Below are 17,140 nucleotides of genomic sequence, written 5' to 3' on the forward strand. Positions count from 1 at the left end.
GCCTCACGGATCTTTTCAGAGCGCGGGCCAATCCGGCGGAAGGCAAGAAAATAAAGCCAACTACGGATCAACGTGAACTGATTCTTGATCTCACAAAAGCGTGGCGAAGTCACGTATGTGCAATCCGTTACCAAGGCAGTAGGGCAACGTTAAGCGCTGCTGGGAAAAACGGCCTGCAATTGCGTACCGAGGGGGATCCACCCGAATATCTTGGTTCAACGACGTTCTTCCCAGAAATAGAATTTTGACTAAATCCTTCAAGTGCGGTTGACTTGGTGGATTTTAGTGGTGATGATGTAGTTGTGCCTGAACGAATCCGCTTGTACCCGGTGATGCTGACGTCGGGGAGGACAATCAGGCTATCTTTGAGCGGCGCGGGGGGGATCGTGTCGCTGAGTTGCCCAGAGTGGCCATGGACGGTCCGTCGTCACCACCTTCGCGACACGGTCTCATGAAAATTCTCAATTCAATTCGGCGCTACCGCTACGCGCCGAACGAACCTCGTTGCAACATCGATTCGAAATCGTCGATCGGTTATCGAATCGGACTCTACTATCGCAGCGCTGCACTGACGGAAAGCGGACCGCCCAACTAGGGAGTGTCCGCTTTTTTCATGCGCTAACCGGAAAACCGGTTAGCGATCACCTCATTTTTTTTGCCGCAGTAGCGGTCACCGCTACCGCTGCGCACCAACCGAACCCTTGTGAGGACCAATCATGGGAATTGCATTTTCTGACGAACGCGCGTCTCGCTACATGTGGGCGCACAAATTGTCCCCGGACGCGCGGTCGGCCGAGCGAACCGCCATTGTAAACTTGCTCAGAGCGATGGACTTGCCACCGACCGCTTCGGTCGTGGATTTGGGAAGTGGCCACGGATTCGTGACCGACGCCTTGGTCGACGCACTTCCACACACCACCAAAATCACCGCGGTGGAAGCATCGGAAGATATGCTCGACGGTGCCGCGGTCCATAGCGGCGTGGAGTATCGCAATACGCCGCTTCATATGACAGGGTTGCCATCGGAATCGATCGACCTGGTGGTGTCGCTCGCGGCGTTTCATCACGTCCCCAACAAGACCATCACTTTGGCGGAAATTCACCGCATCTTGCGGCGCGGCGGTCAGGTCGTCATCGCTGATGTCGAACACGGGACGCGCACGCAACGGTTTTTTGACGAGATCGTCGCGAAGTATTCGTCCACCGGGCACGACTTTGACTTTGTCGATCCGGACATGATGGCGAACTTTGCCCGCCGCGCCGGCTTGACTCACGTCGCGTCCTACGCATCGCAAACGGACTGGCAATTCGAAACCACTGACTCGCTTGTCGCGTTCGTTACCAACCTGCTTTCGCTTGAGATGGATGCTGACACGTTGCTGGATGCGTTGAAGTCGATTCTGGGCATCACGCGATCGCGGTGGGGCCAGTACGTGCTCGGCTGGGATCTCACCTTCCATGTGCTGGTCAAGTTGCAGCCACCGGTTCTGCCGCCCACCTCCGTCGGTCGCAGTTGACGCGGCCGTCGTCAACAATCCGAACACCCACCTTTTGATGCAACGCGGTTCCTCGCCGAACCGCGTTGCGATGCCCGCCGACTTTCCTACCGCTTTTATCCAACCCTTGAGGTTCAATCGTGGACACCCACAGCAGTAAAGAACGCTATACCGAGCATAATCCCTGGACGGACTCCACGCCTCCGTCTCCGGAGCAACTGATTGCGCCGCACGTTTCCAGGAAGTATCCGGACCGTTGGGGTTACCTGCGCGCCGGTAAAGAGTGGATCAATACGCCGCTCGAACCGCTTCAGTTCCCGACCGAAATCATCCGCGGCGTGGTGGGGGTGAAAAACCCGGAAGCCCGGTTGAAAACGCTCGCGATCGCCTTGGCGAATACCGAGTCGATCGCGGCGCGGAAAGAGCGCATCGAAACGACGGTGATGTTCCTCAAGTCGTTGGCTGCTGATTCGCGGGACACGCTGCAGCGTCTTCACAAGACCGAGAAGAAAACGCCTCGGACGGAGCGTGTGCGCAATGGCCGAACCGAACCCAAAGCACTGCGAAAGCTGACCATGGCGCAATACGGCCGGTTGCTGGTGGTCGGGTTTTGGGTCGCGCTGTTTGGCAGTGGGATCATCGGCGAGCTCGCGATCGGCACCTTCAACGTCATGCGTGCCGAAATGGAGGGCGCCAACGGATTCATTGCCATCTGCATGGCGCTGCTTCCCTTTATCGGGACGTTCACCGCGCTCAAGTGGCTCGATCCGGCCAACATCGATCTCAACCGCAAAAACTTCGAGAAGTGGTTGACCAGGATCGCGCTCGTTGCGACGCCGTTGGCGATGTATCTGTTTGCCTGGAAATTGGACGCGTTGCTGGAAACGGACTTCATGCGGGCCGATGCCGGCACGGGGCCATCGTTTACGTCGGTGGTGTGGACCATCCAGATCAGTTTCGCCGTTTCGATCTACTTGGCGGCCAAGAAGTTGGGCGACGCCTGGTATCAGTTCTTGGGCTACGAGATTCGCCCGACGGCGGAGTATCAGGACGTCTGCCAGGCGTTGAAGACCGCCCTGGATTCACAGCGGTCCATTTTCGAGTTGATCGGCGACATGGGCGGCGCTTTGGCCGCCATCAAGTCCCGCGAGAACGCCGCGATCGAGCAAGTGCTGGGTGTCTATGACCGCCTGGTCAAGCAAGACGCGGATCGCCGGCGGCGTATTGAAGACGAAGCCGCCGCGGCCGCCGCCAACGCCCGTCTGCGTGCCACGACGGAGTCCGATGACGACGACGTGCTGCCGGCCGTCGCCTAGTTTCTTTTTTGTCCTTGGTTCCTTGGAGATCTTTGTCATGAGTATGCGCATTTCCCTGTCCGTCCCACTGTTGGTTGCGGCGTGTCTGCAGCTGACGGGATGCGGCGAGCGGTCACGATCGACCAGTACCGCACCACCTTCGCCGCCGGGCGTGACCACGACGGCCGTTCATCGATCTGACATCCAACAGACCGGCCGAACGGAGACCGTGTTTGTCTTTTCTCCCACTGAAAACCAGCAGCGAACCGACTTGGCCAAGCGGGCCTTGTTTACGTATGTCGCTCAGCAGGCCGTTCCGGGTTCCTGGGTTCACGTCGCTGTCGGCAAACAACAGTCGAAACTGGCATCGCTCGTCGTGCCGGAGGGATCGCCGCGCAAGCGGATCCGCGATCGCGACCTGCGCACGGCACTGACGGTTATTCACGACGCGTTTGATCGTCCCGACACGACGTCACAGGGTCAGGTCAATCTGCCGGCGCTGGCGGCAACGGTTCGCAAGTTGCGCCGCACGGAGTATCCCTGCCGTGTTTCGATCTATGGCGATCCGCTGTATCTGAACCCCGAGCAGCAGGGGTATAGCCACGCTCCCGGCAAGGTCACCACCGATGCCTCGATCGGCTACAAGCACTCGCCGTTTCAGATCACGCCGCCGCTTCCCAAGGATACCCGAGTGGTCTGGGGGACTCCGGACGCGGCCTTCGGCCTTGATGAGCAGCACCGGGCCGCCGTACGGCGTTTTAATGCCCTGTATATCCAGTCCCTTGGCGGTTCACTGTTGCGTACCACCGAAGACACCTCCTTGCTGTTTCACTACGAGACGCCGTTCGCGATCGATCGGATCGCCGCGGTGAATTCGGAGCCGGGGATCGCTGAGGTGTCGGTCTGGAGCGAGGCGGAGGAGGAGTCCGAAGGGATTGGCACGATGAAACTTCGCACCAAGGAAATCAATGCCTCCCGCAGCGAAACCGTCGAAGCCGTTTTGACGGCCGCTGAAAACGATCCCAGGACCATTGCGATTGCGATCAATTGGACTTCGGCGGACCCGAGTTGCGACATCGATATGTACCTGACCAGCAACGGGCTCCCGGGAGAATTGTTTTTTGACAATCAAGAGACGACCTGGGGCACGCATTTCAAGGATGTGGTGCGTTCGGAGACCGCCGGCGAGGTGGACGTGGAGGATTTCAAGAATTGGGAATGGCTCAAGGTGGACCATGCCCGGTTACATGACCTGTCGCTGTACCTCAACGTCTATCGCACCGAGGCCCCGGCGCGGGTGACGATCGTCCGCGTTTGGAACGGTGAGCGGAAGGTGCGTGTCATCGATCTGAACGTGTCCGAGGGAGACGGCGGATTGGGACGCAACAACCGCCGCGCCACTGACGCCTGGCGCCGCGTCTCGCTGTACAGCTTCAGCGAACGCGACGAGCCGGGCACGCTCTAAGCACGCTCGCTTGCCGCATCACCCGGTCACCGCGCCGGGTGATGTTTTTTTATTCGCACCCCCCTTCGATGAGAAAGACCCGATGTTCAAACGATTTTTCAACCGCTCCGACGACCAGGTCATCACCGGCACCATCACCCTGGACCGCTCCTTTCTTGACTTGGATGACGACACTCCGCCGAAAAAGCCGGGACTGACGATCGCGATGATGGTCTTGGTTGCCGCCATGACCGGCGTCTTTGTATGGCTGATCGGCATGCCGTATCTGCGTTGGGACGAACCGCTCATCGACGGCAAGGATGGCGCTGCCCTGCGTGAGGAAGACCGCGCCTTCACACGTTACGTCAGCTTTGGCGACAGCCGGCGCGTGTTTGCCAACGAGTACGGCGAAGGCTTGCCCACGCTGATTTTCGTGCCCTACGGCGAACTCGGATCGCAGGACCTCGAAGCGCAGGAGTAGAGCGGTCATGTCCAGGAACTCGGCCAATCGCTCTCCATTCGCGACCACTTTCGAGCAGCACGTGTTCCGAATCGGTAAAGCCGCCCTGTTTGCCGCGGCGTCCGGCTATGCCTCCCGTCAGGCCCGCGAGGGTGCGTTCGGTGAGCAGGGTGTCTGGATAGCACCACTGGCCGTGGTGCTCTCACTGCTGATGAGTGCCTGCGTTCTGATTCTGCTGGCCGCTTGGGCCGCAGAGCAGCTCCGCAACCCCAAGATCGCCGCCGCGGCGGCGGTGGCAACGGTGTTGCTGTACTGCCAACGCCCAAACCCGGCGTATTGGATCACGCTCGGTCACGAGAGCGTCACCGTCCTTTGGCGTGTGATGCTTTGGATTGCCCGCTAGGGCAGGAGGGAAAGAAAGAGTGAGCTTTGTGCGGGTGAAGCCGGCAAAGCTGAGAACGCCAAATTTAGATCGTACACCACAAAACGAAAAAGGGATTCCATGAGCCAAGCAGCGCCACGGCCGCAAGAGGTCTATACGTTTCCGTTCAAGCACATCGCCGCGGTTAGTCTGTGCGTGTGGGCGGTGATGTTTCTGTCACGTTACGCCCGAGCCGGTCAGGATGCGGCGTCACTGGCGCTGATCGCGGTGGTCGCCATCGCCGTTCAGCAAAGTTTCAAAGTCATGGACGGTTTGAGGCTGCTGGCAAAGTCGCGGCAGAGTTTCAAGGGGTTCAAGGAGGCCGGGACAGCCCTCGCGCATGCCGGCTATGCGAGTTTTGGGGAGTTGGCGGCGGCCGGCCTGTACGGCGAAACCGGACTTGTTTTGGGAGAGCACACCGACGAGCGCGGGAACACACGTTTGCTGCGTTACGACGGACCGAATGCTGTCACGATCATCGGGCCGCCGGCGGCGCAGAAATCGACGTCGGTGTTCATGCCTTCGTTGCTGCCGACGTCGTATCTGGGCGGCATTGGTCACAGCACAATCGTGAATGATCCCGCCGGAGAAATGTACGCCGTGTCTCACACTGCCTTGCAGGCGGCCGGCTATGAAGTGTTGACGGTGACGCCCTGGCCGGCGCTGATGAGCGATCGGCTCGGGATCCCGGTGGTCGATGCGGGTTTAGATCTCTGGTCGGATCTGGATTTGGACGGGGATCCGAAGCGGATTCCGGGCGTCGTTCGTAGCAAGATGTCGTTGATCTATCCGGGCAGTCCGAAAGACGATGCCAAAGACAAGTTCTTTCGTGACGGTGGAAAACGACTGTCCTCAACGCTTGGTCTGTACGCGATCGCACACGACCGGGAACCGACCTTGCCGATGATCCGCCGCATGTTGATGGAAGGCCCCGGCGCGTTGTCCGAGCGGCTGCAGGAAGCGTCCGAGTCAGACGCCTTTGGCGGCTTGCTGGGGGATGAGGCGCGAGGGCTGGCCGATATTGCCGCCAACGCGCCTGAACAGTTCTCCGGCTACCTGGGGACGTCCATGCAAGGCCTTGATCTTTACGACCACTACGGAGAGATGGCAGAGCACTTTCGCTCCGAGGGACTGAAGCCGTGGCGTTTGAAAGAGCACCGTCCGGTTGTTGTCTTCCTGATGTATCCGACCGAGAAGACCCGAACCCACCAACACGCCCTCAATCTGACGCTCTCGCATTTGTTTGAACAGATCGCGGCGCACCCGGACCGTACCGCGCGCGTTTCCGCATTGATTGATGAAACCGCCGGCGCCGGATATTTACCCAATTTACTCAAAGCCATGGAGGAGTATCGCAAATATGGCCTCCGTATTGCTAATGCGTTCCAGGACCTGAAGGGTCAAACGGAGCTCGTCTATGGCCCCCACGCCACCAAGCAAATCATCGGCGCAAGCGAAGTGATTTGGGCGTCCGGGATTCGCGAGCCGGAGATGCTTGCGATGCTCTCCAAGAAAACCGGCGAGACGACGATCGTGGACGGCAACATGTCCGATCCGATGGACAGCCGCGAGCGCTCGGCGATTGATCAAAAACACAGCTGGAGCCACAAGACGCGGCCGGTTCTGCGGGATGATGAAATCCGGCAGCTGCCCGCCAGTCAGGCCCTGGTGCTGCATTCCAATCTACCGATCACGATTGTTGAAAAGACGCCGTATTGGACGCGGCGGGAGTGGAAACGCATCGCCGGCCGCAATCCCTCGCAGGGGAGCTGAACCATGTTGACGCTCTTCTACAGCGGCTGCACGGCCGCTCTCACCCTCGGCATCGCCGTGTGGTGCTACTTGCGTCTCGATCCGGCGGATCCGGCCCGGCGCGTTGCCAGTGACGTCGTGTTCAAGTTGCGCAAGGCGCTGCTGGTCCTCGCGGTGGTGCTGACGCTGTGCCTGGTCCTTGGGATCCCGCATCTTCGCGCACGACTGCTCTTTGCCGGTCCGCTGGCTCGCTTTGGACCGGCTGCGGCACAAGCCGGCGGGATGTATGTCAGCCTGAGCGGATGGAACTACGTCGAGGAAGAGGCGTATCCGCATGGCCGTCCGGCGATCGCTTTCATTCCGCTGCACGGCTGTTTTGACTTTTCAGAATGGTCCACGTCGCCGTTGATCTCCTTCATTCCACCACGTTACCGCGACGGGAATGGTTCTGGCTGGGACGCCGGGGCGATTTTACCTGCGCCGACTGAAGAGATTTCTGTTCATGGCACAAGCGACAGCCCCCTTACGGCACGCGCCGCGATACCGGATCTCGCATCACAGACCGTGATTGCGGCGCCAGGCAATGCGGCGGAGCAGCGCAGCATCCGCGGACGGGCCACCCCACGCGGACGCGTCGATCATAGCCGGCAACCGAGTGCCTCACCGTCAAATGATACCGAACGCAGTGGCATCGTTGACGCGCCGCCAAGACTTGGCCCCGGTGTGCGGGGACGTCGTTACATCTTTTTTTCACCTTAGCTTGCAGGACTTTGCAATGGACCGTCATCAACCACCGCGAACCAAAGCCAGAGCAGCTCCTCGCCCAGAGCGCCCCGGTTTGACACCGATCTTCAACAAAGCCGCCAGAGGCCCCAATCATGTGCCGGTGAAGACCTACAAGCAGAAGATTGCTGATCTGCGGGCGCTGCTTTCGCAGCCCAAACCGGAACAACATCTGACCCCCAAATACTCCGGTGCCAATCCGCCGCGTCCCAGCCGCGATAAGGAAATCACAAAGCACATCGATGCCATCCGCGACACCGTGGCCAAGCAGCGGGAAAAGATCAAACGCGATTTTGCCAAAGCGGCCATCCGCGGCACCGCAAAGCGGTCCTTCAATCGCGCTTCCCGGGGCATGTAGCCGCCGTCTGTGCAAAGTTGCGCTTTCCTTCAAAACCTGGCACACTGAAATCATGGACATCATTTCTTCTGATCAACGAGCGCATTACCGCGCCAACAACACGCGAACCGTCACGCTTCCCGATGGCCGCTGCGAGCGGGTCTACATGCCGCCGTCGCTGTGGATTCAATACGAAGCCCTGCAGGGTCTCGAAGGTCTCAGCGAGTCCGATGTGGTCGACCTTGCCCTGCAAGAAATGAGCGTGCAGCCCCAGGCATCCTTCAGCGAATGCTTTCGCTGCGTTGTCACCGACCGGGTTTTGGCCTGGTTCGATGCCGCCGAGCAAGCTGGTCTCACCGCCGACTCTCTGTAAATCCCATCGCTGCCTGCGGCCCCCAACAAGCCAAGCAGGCAGCCCTGCGACCCTTCTTCCTTTTCCTCCCGCCCAACGCACCACCACCCAAAAGGCCCCGACGATGGACGCTTTAGAAACCGCCCGGCACGCCCTGGAACAACAGCTGGAGCCGATCGAACGCGAATACGCGCACCTCACTGGGCAGCTGGACGTCCTCAAGCAAGCCCGTGACCAGCTGAAAGCCGCGATCGCAGAACTGAAGCCGGCAAATCCCGGCAGGCATAAGAAGGGCGGCAAAGCCGGCAGACCCTCCCCATGCAAAAGCGATGTAATGGCGGCGTGCCAACGGTTGGTCGAAGCCAACGCACCGATCGCCAAAGCGGACCTCGAGTCTTTGGTCAAGCACACGCTCAAAGAAGAGGCGGGCTTTAGCCTCAGCGGCGCTGCGTTGTTGCTGCGAAGCTGCTTGGCGTCTGACGCCTTCCGGATTTCCCCAGATGGGGAGGTGTCGTTGTCGGCGCCCCCGGCCACCGGTGGGGCACGCGATGCGGTGTCTGAGGCCGGCTTAAAACCCTGTGGATGAATACGGCAGTCGAGGCGGTAAACGGTTGCCGGGAGCCGCGGAATCGGGTCAGGCTGAATCCACCTAAGCCACGCTTAGGAGTCAAGCCTATTCCAACTTTTACTCTTGCGTTTTCCCTCCCCGAAGTCACTTGATGCGTCACTGAACCCCTGACCTTGCCGCCCATGTTGACCGCCACACCCGCTAAATCCATCGCCGGAACACTGAAGTATTTTGACACCGTCTTGACCCAGGGGGACTACTACCTTGGGACCGAAGTCGGGGGCACCTGGAACGGTCGCGGCGCGGACCTGCTTGGGCTCGGCGTAGGAAGCGAGGTTACCAAAGCCCAGTTCAAAGCCTTGTTAGCGGGCAAAGACCCGATCACCGGAAAGCAGCTCGCACAGCGAATCCGTAGCGACCGGCGTCCCGGATTCGATCTCACCTTCTCGGTGCCCAAAAGCGTCTCGCTCGCTTGGGCCATCAATGGCGATGACGCGGTCTTAGAGGTTTTGCGGCAAAGCGTGCACGAAACCATGACCAAAGACGTCGAACCGCTGATGTGCCGGCGCGTCCGTGACGGCAAGAATGCCTTCACCAAGCAGCGGGTGAAAACCGGCAACCTGGTTTACGCGGACTTTTTGCACAAGACCTCCCGGCCCGTTGACGGTGTGGCGGATCCGCATTTGCATATCCATGCGTTTGTCATGAACCACACCATGGACGCCGGCAAACACTACGCCGCCGAACCGGAAGAGATCTTCCGCGAGCGTGCTTGTCTGCAGGCGAAGTTCGAAGCCAGGCTTGCCAGAAATCTGGAGACCCGGCTTGGCTATGTGTGCGAGAAAGTGGCCTTCGCTCAAAGCGGCAAGATCAAAACCGGCTGGGAGCTGCAAGGGATCCGTCGCACGACGATCGAGAAATTCGCCCGCAGAACCGAGCAGGTGGAAGCGGAAGCAGCCGCCGGCGACGTCCGCAGCGCCGCGGCCAAAGGCAAGCTCGGCGCGAAAACCCGCGAGAAGAAAGACACAACGGTGTCGGTGGAGCAGCTGAAAGGCGTTTGGCAAAGCCGGCTTGATCGCAAAGAATGCGAAGCGTTTGACGCCCTCCGGGCGGGGGCAGGAGGAAAGGGAAAGAAGCTGAGTGATGCGGTGCGTGCGAGAGAGGCGGTTGAGTTTGCGGTGGAGCATCATTTGTTTCGCCAGTCCACCGCCGAAACACAGGTGATTGTAGGCACCGCTTTGGAACACGGTGTCACGGTCCTGCCCGAGCAGATCGAAAAAGCACTGCAAGAGCGAAACGTCATTGAACGCAGTGAAGCGGTGCGGGGCGTGGACCGCAGGTTCATTACGACACGCGAGGTCTTGGAGGCCGAAGACCGCATGATCCGCTTTGCCAGGGACGGCCGCGGCACACGCTACCGGATGACGCGTCAGGAGCACCGCTTCAAACGGGAGTTTCTGAATTCCCAGCAGCGGTCCGCCGTGCTTCACGTCTTGAATTCGCGTGACACGGTCACGGCGATTACCGGCGGTGCAGGAACCGGCAAAAGCACGCTGATGAAAGAAGCGTCCGAAGGCATTGCCAACAGCGGCAAGAAGCTCTTTGTGTTTGCCCCCAGCACCGGCGCCAAGGAGGTGCTGGAGGAAAACGGTTTCAAGAACGCCCAAACGGTCGAACATCTGCTTCGCAACGAAAAGCTGCACCCGACGTTAAAAGACCAGGTGCTGTGGATCGATGAGGCCGGTCTGCTGGATGTCAGATCGATGAACGGCATTTTCAAGATCGCGTCCGAGCAGAAAGCACGCGTGATCTTGTCCGGCGACACAAGGCAGCACAGCTCGCCGCGTCGCGGCGAAGCCATGCGGTTGCTGGAGACCGAAGCGGGGCTGAACGTCGCCAGGATTCAAGAGGTGCAGCGGCAGCAAGGCCGCTACAAGCGGGCGGTGGAGCTGATCAGCATGGGGGACCAGGTCATTGACCACAAAACCGGTATGACGGGCATGTTGGCCGGGTTTGATTTGCTGGACCGCATGGGCAAGATCAAAGAAATCTCAGGGGCTGACCGTCACGCGGTCTTGGCCAAACGATATCTCAAAGCCGCCAAACGCGGCCGTTCTACACTCATTGTGGCGCCGACGCATGCGGAAGGCCGGGAGGTCACACAGCACATCCGCGAGCAGCTAAAAGACAAGGGGGCGGTCGGAAAGGAGGAAACGGTGTTTAAGCAGCTGCGATCGCTGAACCTGAGCGAAGCGCAAAAAGGGCAGGCGATCACCTACGATCAACCGGACCTGGTCGTGCAGTTCCACCAAAATGTCAAAGGCGGTTTCAAGCGTGGTGAGCGATACCGCGTGGTCCGCGGGCGTGAGGGTGACCGACGGCTGCAACCGGTTGGCAAAGCAGGGGAGAGCAAGCCGATTCCGATGGGGGCCGTCGAGCGTTTTGAGGTCTACACCGAGACGGAGATAGCGTTTGCGCCGGGCGACAAAATCCGCTTTAGCTTGGGCGGCAAAGCGAGTGACGGCAAACGCCAGATCGCCAATGGGCGATTGGACGAGATCAAAGCTATCGACAAGGTAGGCAACCTGGTCCTCAAAAGCGGCCTGAGAGCGTCCAAGGACTATGGGCATTTTGATCTGGGATACGTCATCACCAGCCACGCATCCCAGGGCAAAGACCGGGATCTGTCCATTGCCGCGATCGGGTCACAGTCCTTGCCGGCGGTGAATGCCAAACAGTTTTACGTGACCGTGTCACGCGGAAAGAAAGACGTAGCGATCTATGTTGATGACAAAGCGGCCGTCCGTCGTGCCATCCGTGATGCGGGGCAGCAGCGTTCAGCCACCGAGCTGGTGCGTCCCACGCCACAACGGGAGCAAGCGATGAGCATCGAGCAGGGGCGCGAGCAGCGCCAATTCTTTGACCGCGTGCGGGATTGGTGGCAAAAGCACGTTCCCCGAAAACAGGCGGCTTTGGTTCGTGACCAGGTCCCCCGCCATATATCCCCCCATTCGCACCCGCACCTAGGAAGGAGCTAGCCGAGTCATGACCCACATGCCGTTCCCATCAAACGAGAACCTGACCATACCGCGGCGGACGCTCGCAACGAAAGCAACCGATTATCCCTGGAAGAAACTGTCGCCGGGCGAGCCGCCGGCGATGACCTTGCAACTGATCTTCGGAGACGGCCGGGTTATCAGCTATGCGAGTTCCGACATTCGCGAAATGCAAAAACGGGATCCGGGACACCTGCAGATCTTTGTCTACGGGATGGAAAAGTACCGGATCACGATTGAAGGGCGTCACTTGGACGATCTCTTTGACCTGCTGCAGAACAGCCGTGTGCGATCGCTCACCGAGATGGGGCCACGGACGTTCGATCATCCCGAAGACGCCCCATCGATCGAGAAGATCACCGTGGAAGCGTTGACGGGTCCGCAATTGTGAGCGGAGGTTTTGATTTGGCGACCGTTGATCCGGTATTGCCGCCATCTGACGAGCGAGAGGGGCGAATTCAACGATCGAATTTTGAGTAGATCAGCGTCTTCTGCCCCTCGGCGGTCCAAAACCGCGTTTTACAATCGGCCAAAAATGCCGCCGGATTGTAAATCACACTGCCTGAGTATTCTCCAGTTTTTGATACGCTCCAAGAGTCGCCGAAGAGATGGGCGACCATCACCGGCGGATCGCCCGGCGCTGCGTGTAAACACGAAACCGACCGTTCCGATCTATTCTCAGAACTACTGGGAAGCCGCGGGTGTAAACCACCTGTCTGATACCGCGATAACGTGCTCGAACGAGCTGGTTGCGTCAGCCTTGCATGTGACCTGTTGGCGCAGACATTTCTAGAGTGGCTCAGTTCGTGAGTGCGAGGATGCCGCGAAGATGTCCGCGCATCGATCGATATCCTCGAAAATCAGAACTGTCAGTGACACAACTTTCGGATTGGAGCCGCCCATCGGCTTCAGCGCTGCGGTGGTCGCAGCCAATCCTTCGTCTTCACACACTCCTGGACAGCGATGAAAACATCAATCGCGATGATTTTTTGCAAGACCTGGATGCTCGTGATGAGCCTGAAATCCATGCTCGCTACGAGGTGTCGTCGATTCTTTGGCGTACACCTGAAGTGGGAAAACTTTGGTAGGAATGGCTCCGTGACGATCCAGATCCGGAATACCCCCTCCGGAAAGAAGCCGGAATCGGACGAATAGCACAAAAGTCATTCGTCCGATTCCATGGCAAGGACATTTGGCTGCCACCGTAAGCAAGTACAGCCAATAACCCTAAGACGCAGCATACGGGGAGACCCGTTGCTGCCGTCTATTCAATTTATACTACTCTTTCTCCCGATCGAGACCTGAACATCCAATTCAGCTCTGCGGGATCTGGTTCATTCACGTTCAAACAGAAGGAACACTTCATGCCGAGTTTCAGCAACCTAAAAGTCAGCGCCCGCCAACTTTCTGAAGCATCGCATTCGAGCGACGTCCAGAAACTCGCTGGGATTGTCACAGCCCTGGCGAAGGAGTGCCAAGCCTTGGAAGAAAAGCTGAAACGAGTGGAGTCCACAGCGCAGATGGCAAGGAATGAGGCACAGCAAGCCAAGAACCGATAGCGTGTTGTTCTGGGGGATGTGTGGATCTATCGGCGCAAGACCGAAATAGCTTTCTCTGAGTTCGGTTGCTTTGCGTCTGCTGAAACCGGACCCGGTCAGGAGCGTGCGACATGAAACCACTACCGCTCAACGCCACTTTTCAGGATGTTGCGATGCGGATTGTTTGGTTTGAGCCGCCGGAACAGTCGCTCCGTAATCCGGTCCGGTTTGACGAACTTCGGCAAGACCTGGCCAATGCCCCGCCTGGCATCACCAAGCCGCGGTCATGCGCTCACCGGCATGCCAATTTCCCGCGCCCGGTGTGCCTAACCGAAAACTCTAAGAAAATTCCCAATGGGGTCAGCCACGCTCTCTCGGGTAATTGCGGGAATTGGGGACACCGAAACGCTGGCGTGTCAAGGTGCAGTCATGAAGAATTTTGATCAGGCTGGCAATTTGTTGACCATCACGCCCTACAATATGCCTATTCCCGCCTCGTCCCCACCGCCATCGTTCGATTTTATCGAATTCTTATCCCTGGAGTCGACTATGCCCAGCCCTGATGAACAGTGCGAATTCGTCCTTCTGATTCTGGACAAGATCGCTCTCATTCCAGAACCGAAGCAGCGCGCGGTTTTGGCCATGATATTGATCGATTCCATCTACCACGGCAGCCAACACAACGAGCTTGCTCGAGTACTCGGATCAAGTCCGTCGGCATTCTCGCGTTTGCGCGCTCGAGGACTGATCAGCCTAGGACGGCTGATTCGCGAAGATTCCGAACTGACAGAGTGGCTTGCGGAACACGCTTTCAATCCAGCGCTGATCAACGAATTGCTTTGCGGGATGTTTCGACCAAGAAGCTAAGAGTTATGTGGTGCTGGCCAGCGGCTGATGACCTCTTTAGTGGTCCTCAGCCGCTTTTTTTGTGCCGATACGCTATCGTGGCGCCGTGGGGAACAACTCGTGCGGCCGCCGGCGTTCCGATAGCTTTGAAGCACCATCTGAGAGCACACCGGCTGCTAAGAAGGCGTCCTGTATTTCTTGCAGTTCAATTCCTGGAAATTCGGCGAGGAGACCCTCAAAGTCAGGGGTTTCCAAACGGTTCCCGCTCTGTGCGGCCATCATGAATTCACCTAGCATTACGCCAAGTTTTTCCATCGAATCCTCTCGATCTTCTACTGGCTGTGCTTTCCTAGCCATTGCAAACTTCTCCTTTTCCTTTCTTTGGGGGGGTAACGGGGCTTCCCATCAACACGCACCCAAGATAAGACAATCTCTCTCTGAAATTGCCACAGTTCAGCGACATTTGCAAAACAAATTTGCAATTTCGTGAAGTTAACTTGCGAAAATAGGAAATCGGGGGCGAAACGGACGAATGGGAGAAGAGGGAAGTAGCAAGAAGGACCGCCGGATCCGTCAGCGGTTCCGGCAATGTCTAAAATCATTCGTGAAGACTGGGGTGGTCGATAATACCCAGTGGACCAGTATTGAACCAGAGTTGGGCAACCATTTCTACGGTGATGGCGAATCCCTCAGTAAATTGATCAAAAAGGCGGGCAAATTCTTCGCCATGGCGGGACTCCCCGTGTTGCCACTCAGCTATGGCGGCGCTGAGGAAGGACGAAGCCGGCGGGGTAAACGAATTTCCTTAAAGCTCCGTCCGTTCGTCCTCTCGATGGCGGAAAACAGGCAACGGCGTGATCCGCTCGTCGTGCGCTGCATGAAGCATGAAGATCTGATGCCTCGCCCTAAAGAGTCAATTTATATCGGTACAGGAACGACCATGCGTTTCCTGGCAGAGCGGTTGATACAGCGAATCGAAGAACATCCATTTGAGATCGCGACGGACAACATTGAGATTTTGGGATTGTGCTACTTTCAGGCTGGTCATGCCCTGATGAAACAGGGCGTCCTGTCTTTTTTGGGACACCCTGTCGATTGGGACGAAGGAACAATTGACCCAAGCCGTTCGCCGAGCAGTTTTCAAACGGCGTACCTATCCATTTCGGCACTCACAGACGAAGGAGAGTTTTGCACGAGAGACAAGGCGAGCGAACTACTGACCTATCAGGCGTTACAGGCTAAACGCCTCAACCGGGTCGTCTTTTTGATGGAGGGGGAGAAAATTGGAACGCCTGGGCACGGCAATTTCGGTGGTCCAGTTCGATTCGGGGAAATCAATAAGCCTCCACTACGTGCCTATCTTGTGACGGATCAATTGAATGCCAACCAACGCGCTTTGGTTGATGGAATGGGAATTACGATCATCGATTACGATCCTCCAGTAGACACGGGCGATAGAGGGCCGGAAGAGCGGCACGTCGCGGCAGCTCCAAAGGACCAGGTCCTTGACACCGCTAAAGTGAATGCCGAACTGTCTTCCGCCAACGAACACCCTACGAAACGCACGGATTCTTCCCACCCTTCTCCTCCGAAGAAGCAGACGAGATCCGCCGCGAGGAAGAAACGGGATTCGGAAAAAGATTCCTCGCAATGATGTGAAGCAATCCGATCAATTGAATTGGGGTTTGGACCAACAAAGCCACCAAAACCGATGTTGGGATCCCAAGTTTCCAAATCGCATCCGCCACGACGATCAAGTAGCTGATGGAAGAAAATGCTACAGCAAGAATTAGAAATCCGACCGCAAAGCGGTGCTTAAGTTGTCGGTTCAACTCGTTGGACAGCATCGTATCGAATACTTCCGGATCGATGCTTAGGTCACTGAGTTCCTTCAGCGTTTCAAGTCGTTTGTCTTGGACTCGCTTTCGACTCGACGGTAGGTGTGTCTTAGCTGCCATAATCTCGGCAAGCGTTTGGACGGCGACTGTGCCCCGCACGAGGTCAGATAATTGATTGGCGTTCGCTGGCATCGTTTTTCTCCGCTACTGAGGGATACAAAAAAAGCGAGCTCTTGGGAGAGCCCGCTTTCATGTGTGTGTTGATGGGGTGAAGCCGTCAGGAAAACAACGATTCGATTTGGGCTGCAGACTGTTCGTCCGACAAGGACGCGATCAAATAATCGTGTGCATCGTCGCAAAACGACTCGATGTGCAGTGCGACATAAGCCCCATCGTCATTGCGGTGGACTAGCCACCCGTAATCAGAATTGTCGTCTCCGAAGTCTGACAAACGGATTGCGCGCCCTCTCGCATCAGCGCGGACATCGTTTCGTCCGCGAATTTCACCGCATCGGTCGAAAACGGCGTGGGCAATGTTGTGAAGCCGTGGAAGGTGATGTGACATCTAATTCTCTTGGGGTTTGCAGAGTTTTTTGTTGAAGTAATGTGGGGAGTGAAAAACGGTTGGGCCGGACAATTGGTTGGAATGAAATGGTGGTACGATCGTTGCTAGGTGACAGTCGTCAAACGAGTTTTGTTCATTGCCGACACCGTTTCTTTGGTGCTGGAGTTGCCAGCCAAAACCGCGGTGACGTTCGCATCCTTCGTGCAAAGGCCTTGTGTATCGGTGGTGGTCATCGCGTTGACCTGCGTGTCCATGGGAACGGCCGCGATCATCATTGCGAAAGTCAGGGCTCGATACAGGTTTTTCATCTCAATTCTCCAGTGAATCAATTGGTAACAGTGAAGGCTGGCGACACGGATGCGTCTCTCAATCAGCCAACACGATCCTTT

The 17,140-nt window shown here is 57.7% G+C and carries 20 protein-coding genes; 17 read left to right on the forward strand and 3 right to left on the reverse strand.

What is annotated here, in order from left to right:
- The 16 genes from TBK1r_RS38070 to TBK1r_RS00730 all read left to right on the forward strand — a co-directional run.
- Positions 1 to 248: hypothetical protein (locus TBK1r_RS38070; RefSeq protein WP_419580819.1), on the forward strand; the 248-nt coding region annotated here is incomplete at its 5' end.
- 203 nt (positions 249 to 451) lie between these two features.
- Positions 452 to 595: a hypothetical protein gene (locus TBK1r_RS38075; protein WP_419580820.1), complete on the forward strand. Its 144-nt coding sequence runs from the start codon at positions 452 to 454 to the stop codon at positions 593 to 595.
- A 121-nt stretch (positions 596 to 716) separates the two neighbouring features.
- Complete coding sequence (locus TBK1r_RS00660) at positions 717 to 1,517, forward strand: class I SAM-dependent methyltransferase (protein WP_145207055.1); 801 nt, start codon at positions 717 to 719, stop codon at positions 1,515 to 1,517.
- Positions 1,518 to 1,636: 119 nt separating this feature from the next.
- Positions 1,637 to 2,812: a hypothetical protein gene (locus TBK1r_RS00665; RefSeq protein ID WP_145207056.1), complete on the forward strand. Its 1,176-nt coding sequence runs from the start codon at positions 1,637 to 1,639 to the stop codon at positions 2,810 to 2,812.
- A 37-nt stretch (positions 2,813 to 2,849) separates the two neighbouring features.
- Positions 2,850 to 4,256: a hypothetical protein gene (locus TBK1r_RS00670; RefSeq protein WP_145207057.1), complete on the forward strand. Its 1,407-nt coding sequence runs from the start codon at positions 2,850 to 2,852 to the stop codon at positions 4,254 to 4,256.
- A gap of 82 nt (positions 4,257 to 4,338) precedes the next feature.
- A complete protein-coding gene (locus TBK1r_RS00675; protein ID WP_145207058.1) occupies positions 4,339 to 4,716 on the forward strand; it encodes a hypothetical protein in 378 nt (125 codons plus the stop codon).
- A gap of 7 nt (positions 4,717 to 4,723) precedes the next feature.
- Entirely contained in the window at positions 4,724 to 5,098 is a 375-nt protein-coding gene (locus TBK1r_RS00680; RefSeq protein ID WP_145207059.1) for a hypothetical protein, read from the forward strand.
- Between the two features lie 99 nt (positions 5,099 to 5,197).
- Positions 5,198 to 6,889 (forward strand): type IV secretory system conjugative DNA transfer family protein, encoded by a 1,692-nt coding sequence (locus TBK1r_RS00685; RefSeq protein WP_145207060.1) that lies wholly within the window; start codon positions 5,198 to 5,200, stop codon positions 6,887 to 6,889.
- 3 nt (positions 6,890 to 6,892) lie between these two features.
- A complete protein-coding gene (locus tag TBK1r_RS00690; protein ID WP_145207061.1) occupies positions 6,893 to 7,627 on the forward strand; it encodes a hypothetical protein in 735 nt (244 codons plus the stop codon).
- 79 nt (positions 7,628 to 7,706) lie between these two features.
- Positions 7,707 to 8,009 carry a hypothetical protein gene (locus TBK1r_RS00695; RefSeq protein ID WP_145207062.1) on the forward strand — a complete coding sequence of 101 codons (303 nt, stop codon included), beginning with the start codon at positions 7,707 to 7,709 and terminating at the stop codon, positions 8,007 to 8,009.
- 52 nt (positions 8,010 to 8,061) lie between these two features.
- On the forward strand, positions 8,062 to 8,361 hold the full coding sequence (locus TBK1r_RS00700) for a hypothetical protein (RefSeq protein WP_145207063.1): 300 nt from the start codon (positions 8,062 to 8,064) through the stop codon (positions 8,359 to 8,361).
- Between the two features lie 103 nt (positions 8,362 to 8,464).
- Positions 8,465 to 8,926: a hypothetical protein gene (locus tag TBK1r_RS00705; protein ID WP_145207064.1), complete on the forward strand. Its 462-nt coding sequence runs from the start codon at positions 8,465 to 8,467 to the stop codon at positions 8,924 to 8,926.
- A 164-nt stretch (positions 8,927 to 9,090) separates the two neighbouring features.
- Positions 9,091 to 11,946, forward strand: a complete 2,856-nt coding sequence (mobF, locus tag TBK1r_RS00710; protein WP_145207065.1) for a MobF family relaxase — start codon at positions 9,091 to 9,093, stop codon at positions 11,944 to 11,946.
- A 16-nt stretch (positions 11,947 to 11,962) separates the two neighbouring features.
- Positions 11,963 to 12,355, forward strand: a complete 393-nt coding sequence (locus TBK1r_RS00715; RefSeq protein ID WP_145207066.1) for a hypothetical protein — start codon at positions 11,963 to 11,965, stop codon at positions 12,353 to 12,355.
- Between the two features lie 973 nt (positions 12,356 to 13,328).
- Positions 13,329 to 13,523 (forward strand): hypothetical protein, encoded by a 195-nt coding sequence (locus TBK1r_RS00720; protein ID WP_145207067.1) that lies wholly within the window; start codon positions 13,329 to 13,331, stop codon positions 13,521 to 13,523.
- A 408-nt stretch (positions 13,524 to 13,931) separates the two neighbouring features.
- Positions 13,932 to 14,369, forward strand: coding sequence for an RNA polymerase sigma factor (locus TBK1r_RS00730; RefSeq protein ID WP_145207069.1), 438 nt, complete (start codon positions 13,932 to 13,934; stop codon positions 14,367 to 14,369).
- 72 nt (positions 14,370 to 14,441) lie between these two features.
- Here TBK1r_RS00730 and TBK1r_RS00735 read toward each other — a convergent pair whose 3' ends face one another.
- Positions 14,442 to 14,705, reverse strand: coding sequence for a hypothetical protein (locus TBK1r_RS00735; RefSeq protein ID WP_145207070.1), 264 nt, complete (start codon positions 14,703 to 14,705; stop codon positions 14,442 to 14,444).
- Between the two features lie 175 nt (positions 14,706 to 14,880).
- Here TBK1r_RS00735 and TBK1r_RS00740 point away from each other — a divergent pair, with 175 nt between their 5' ends.
- On the forward strand, positions 14,881 to 16,002 hold the full coding sequence (locus tag TBK1r_RS00740) for a DeoR/GlpR family DNA-binding transcription regulator (protein ID WP_145207071.1): 1,122 nt from the start codon (positions 14,881 to 14,883) through the stop codon (positions 16,000 to 16,002).
- A 461-nt stretch (positions 16,003 to 16,463) separates the two neighbouring features.
- Here TBK1r_RS00740 and TBK1r_RS00745 read toward each other — a convergent pair whose 3' ends face one another.
- Both TBK1r_RS00745 and TBK1r_RS00750 read right to left on the reverse strand, forming a co-directional pair.
- Positions 16,464 to 16,751 (reverse strand): hypothetical protein, encoded by a 288-nt coding sequence (locus TBK1r_RS00745; protein WP_145207072.1) that lies wholly within the window; start codon positions 16,749 to 16,751, stop codon positions 16,464 to 16,466.
- Between the two features lie 104 nt (positions 16,752 to 16,855).
- The gene (locus TBK1r_RS00750; protein WP_145207073.1) at positions 16,856 to 17,059 is read right to left on the reverse strand and encodes a hypothetical protein; all 204 of its coding nucleotides are present in this window, start codon (positions 17,057 to 17,059) and stop codon (positions 16,856 to 16,858) included.
- Positions 17,060 to 17,140: the final 81 nt, after the last annotated feature.

Source organism: Stieleria magnilauensis, assembly GCA_007753675.1.
Taxonomy (GTDB): Bacteria; Planctomycetota; Planctomycetia; order Pirellulales; family Pirellulaceae; genus Stieleria; species Stieleria magnilauensis.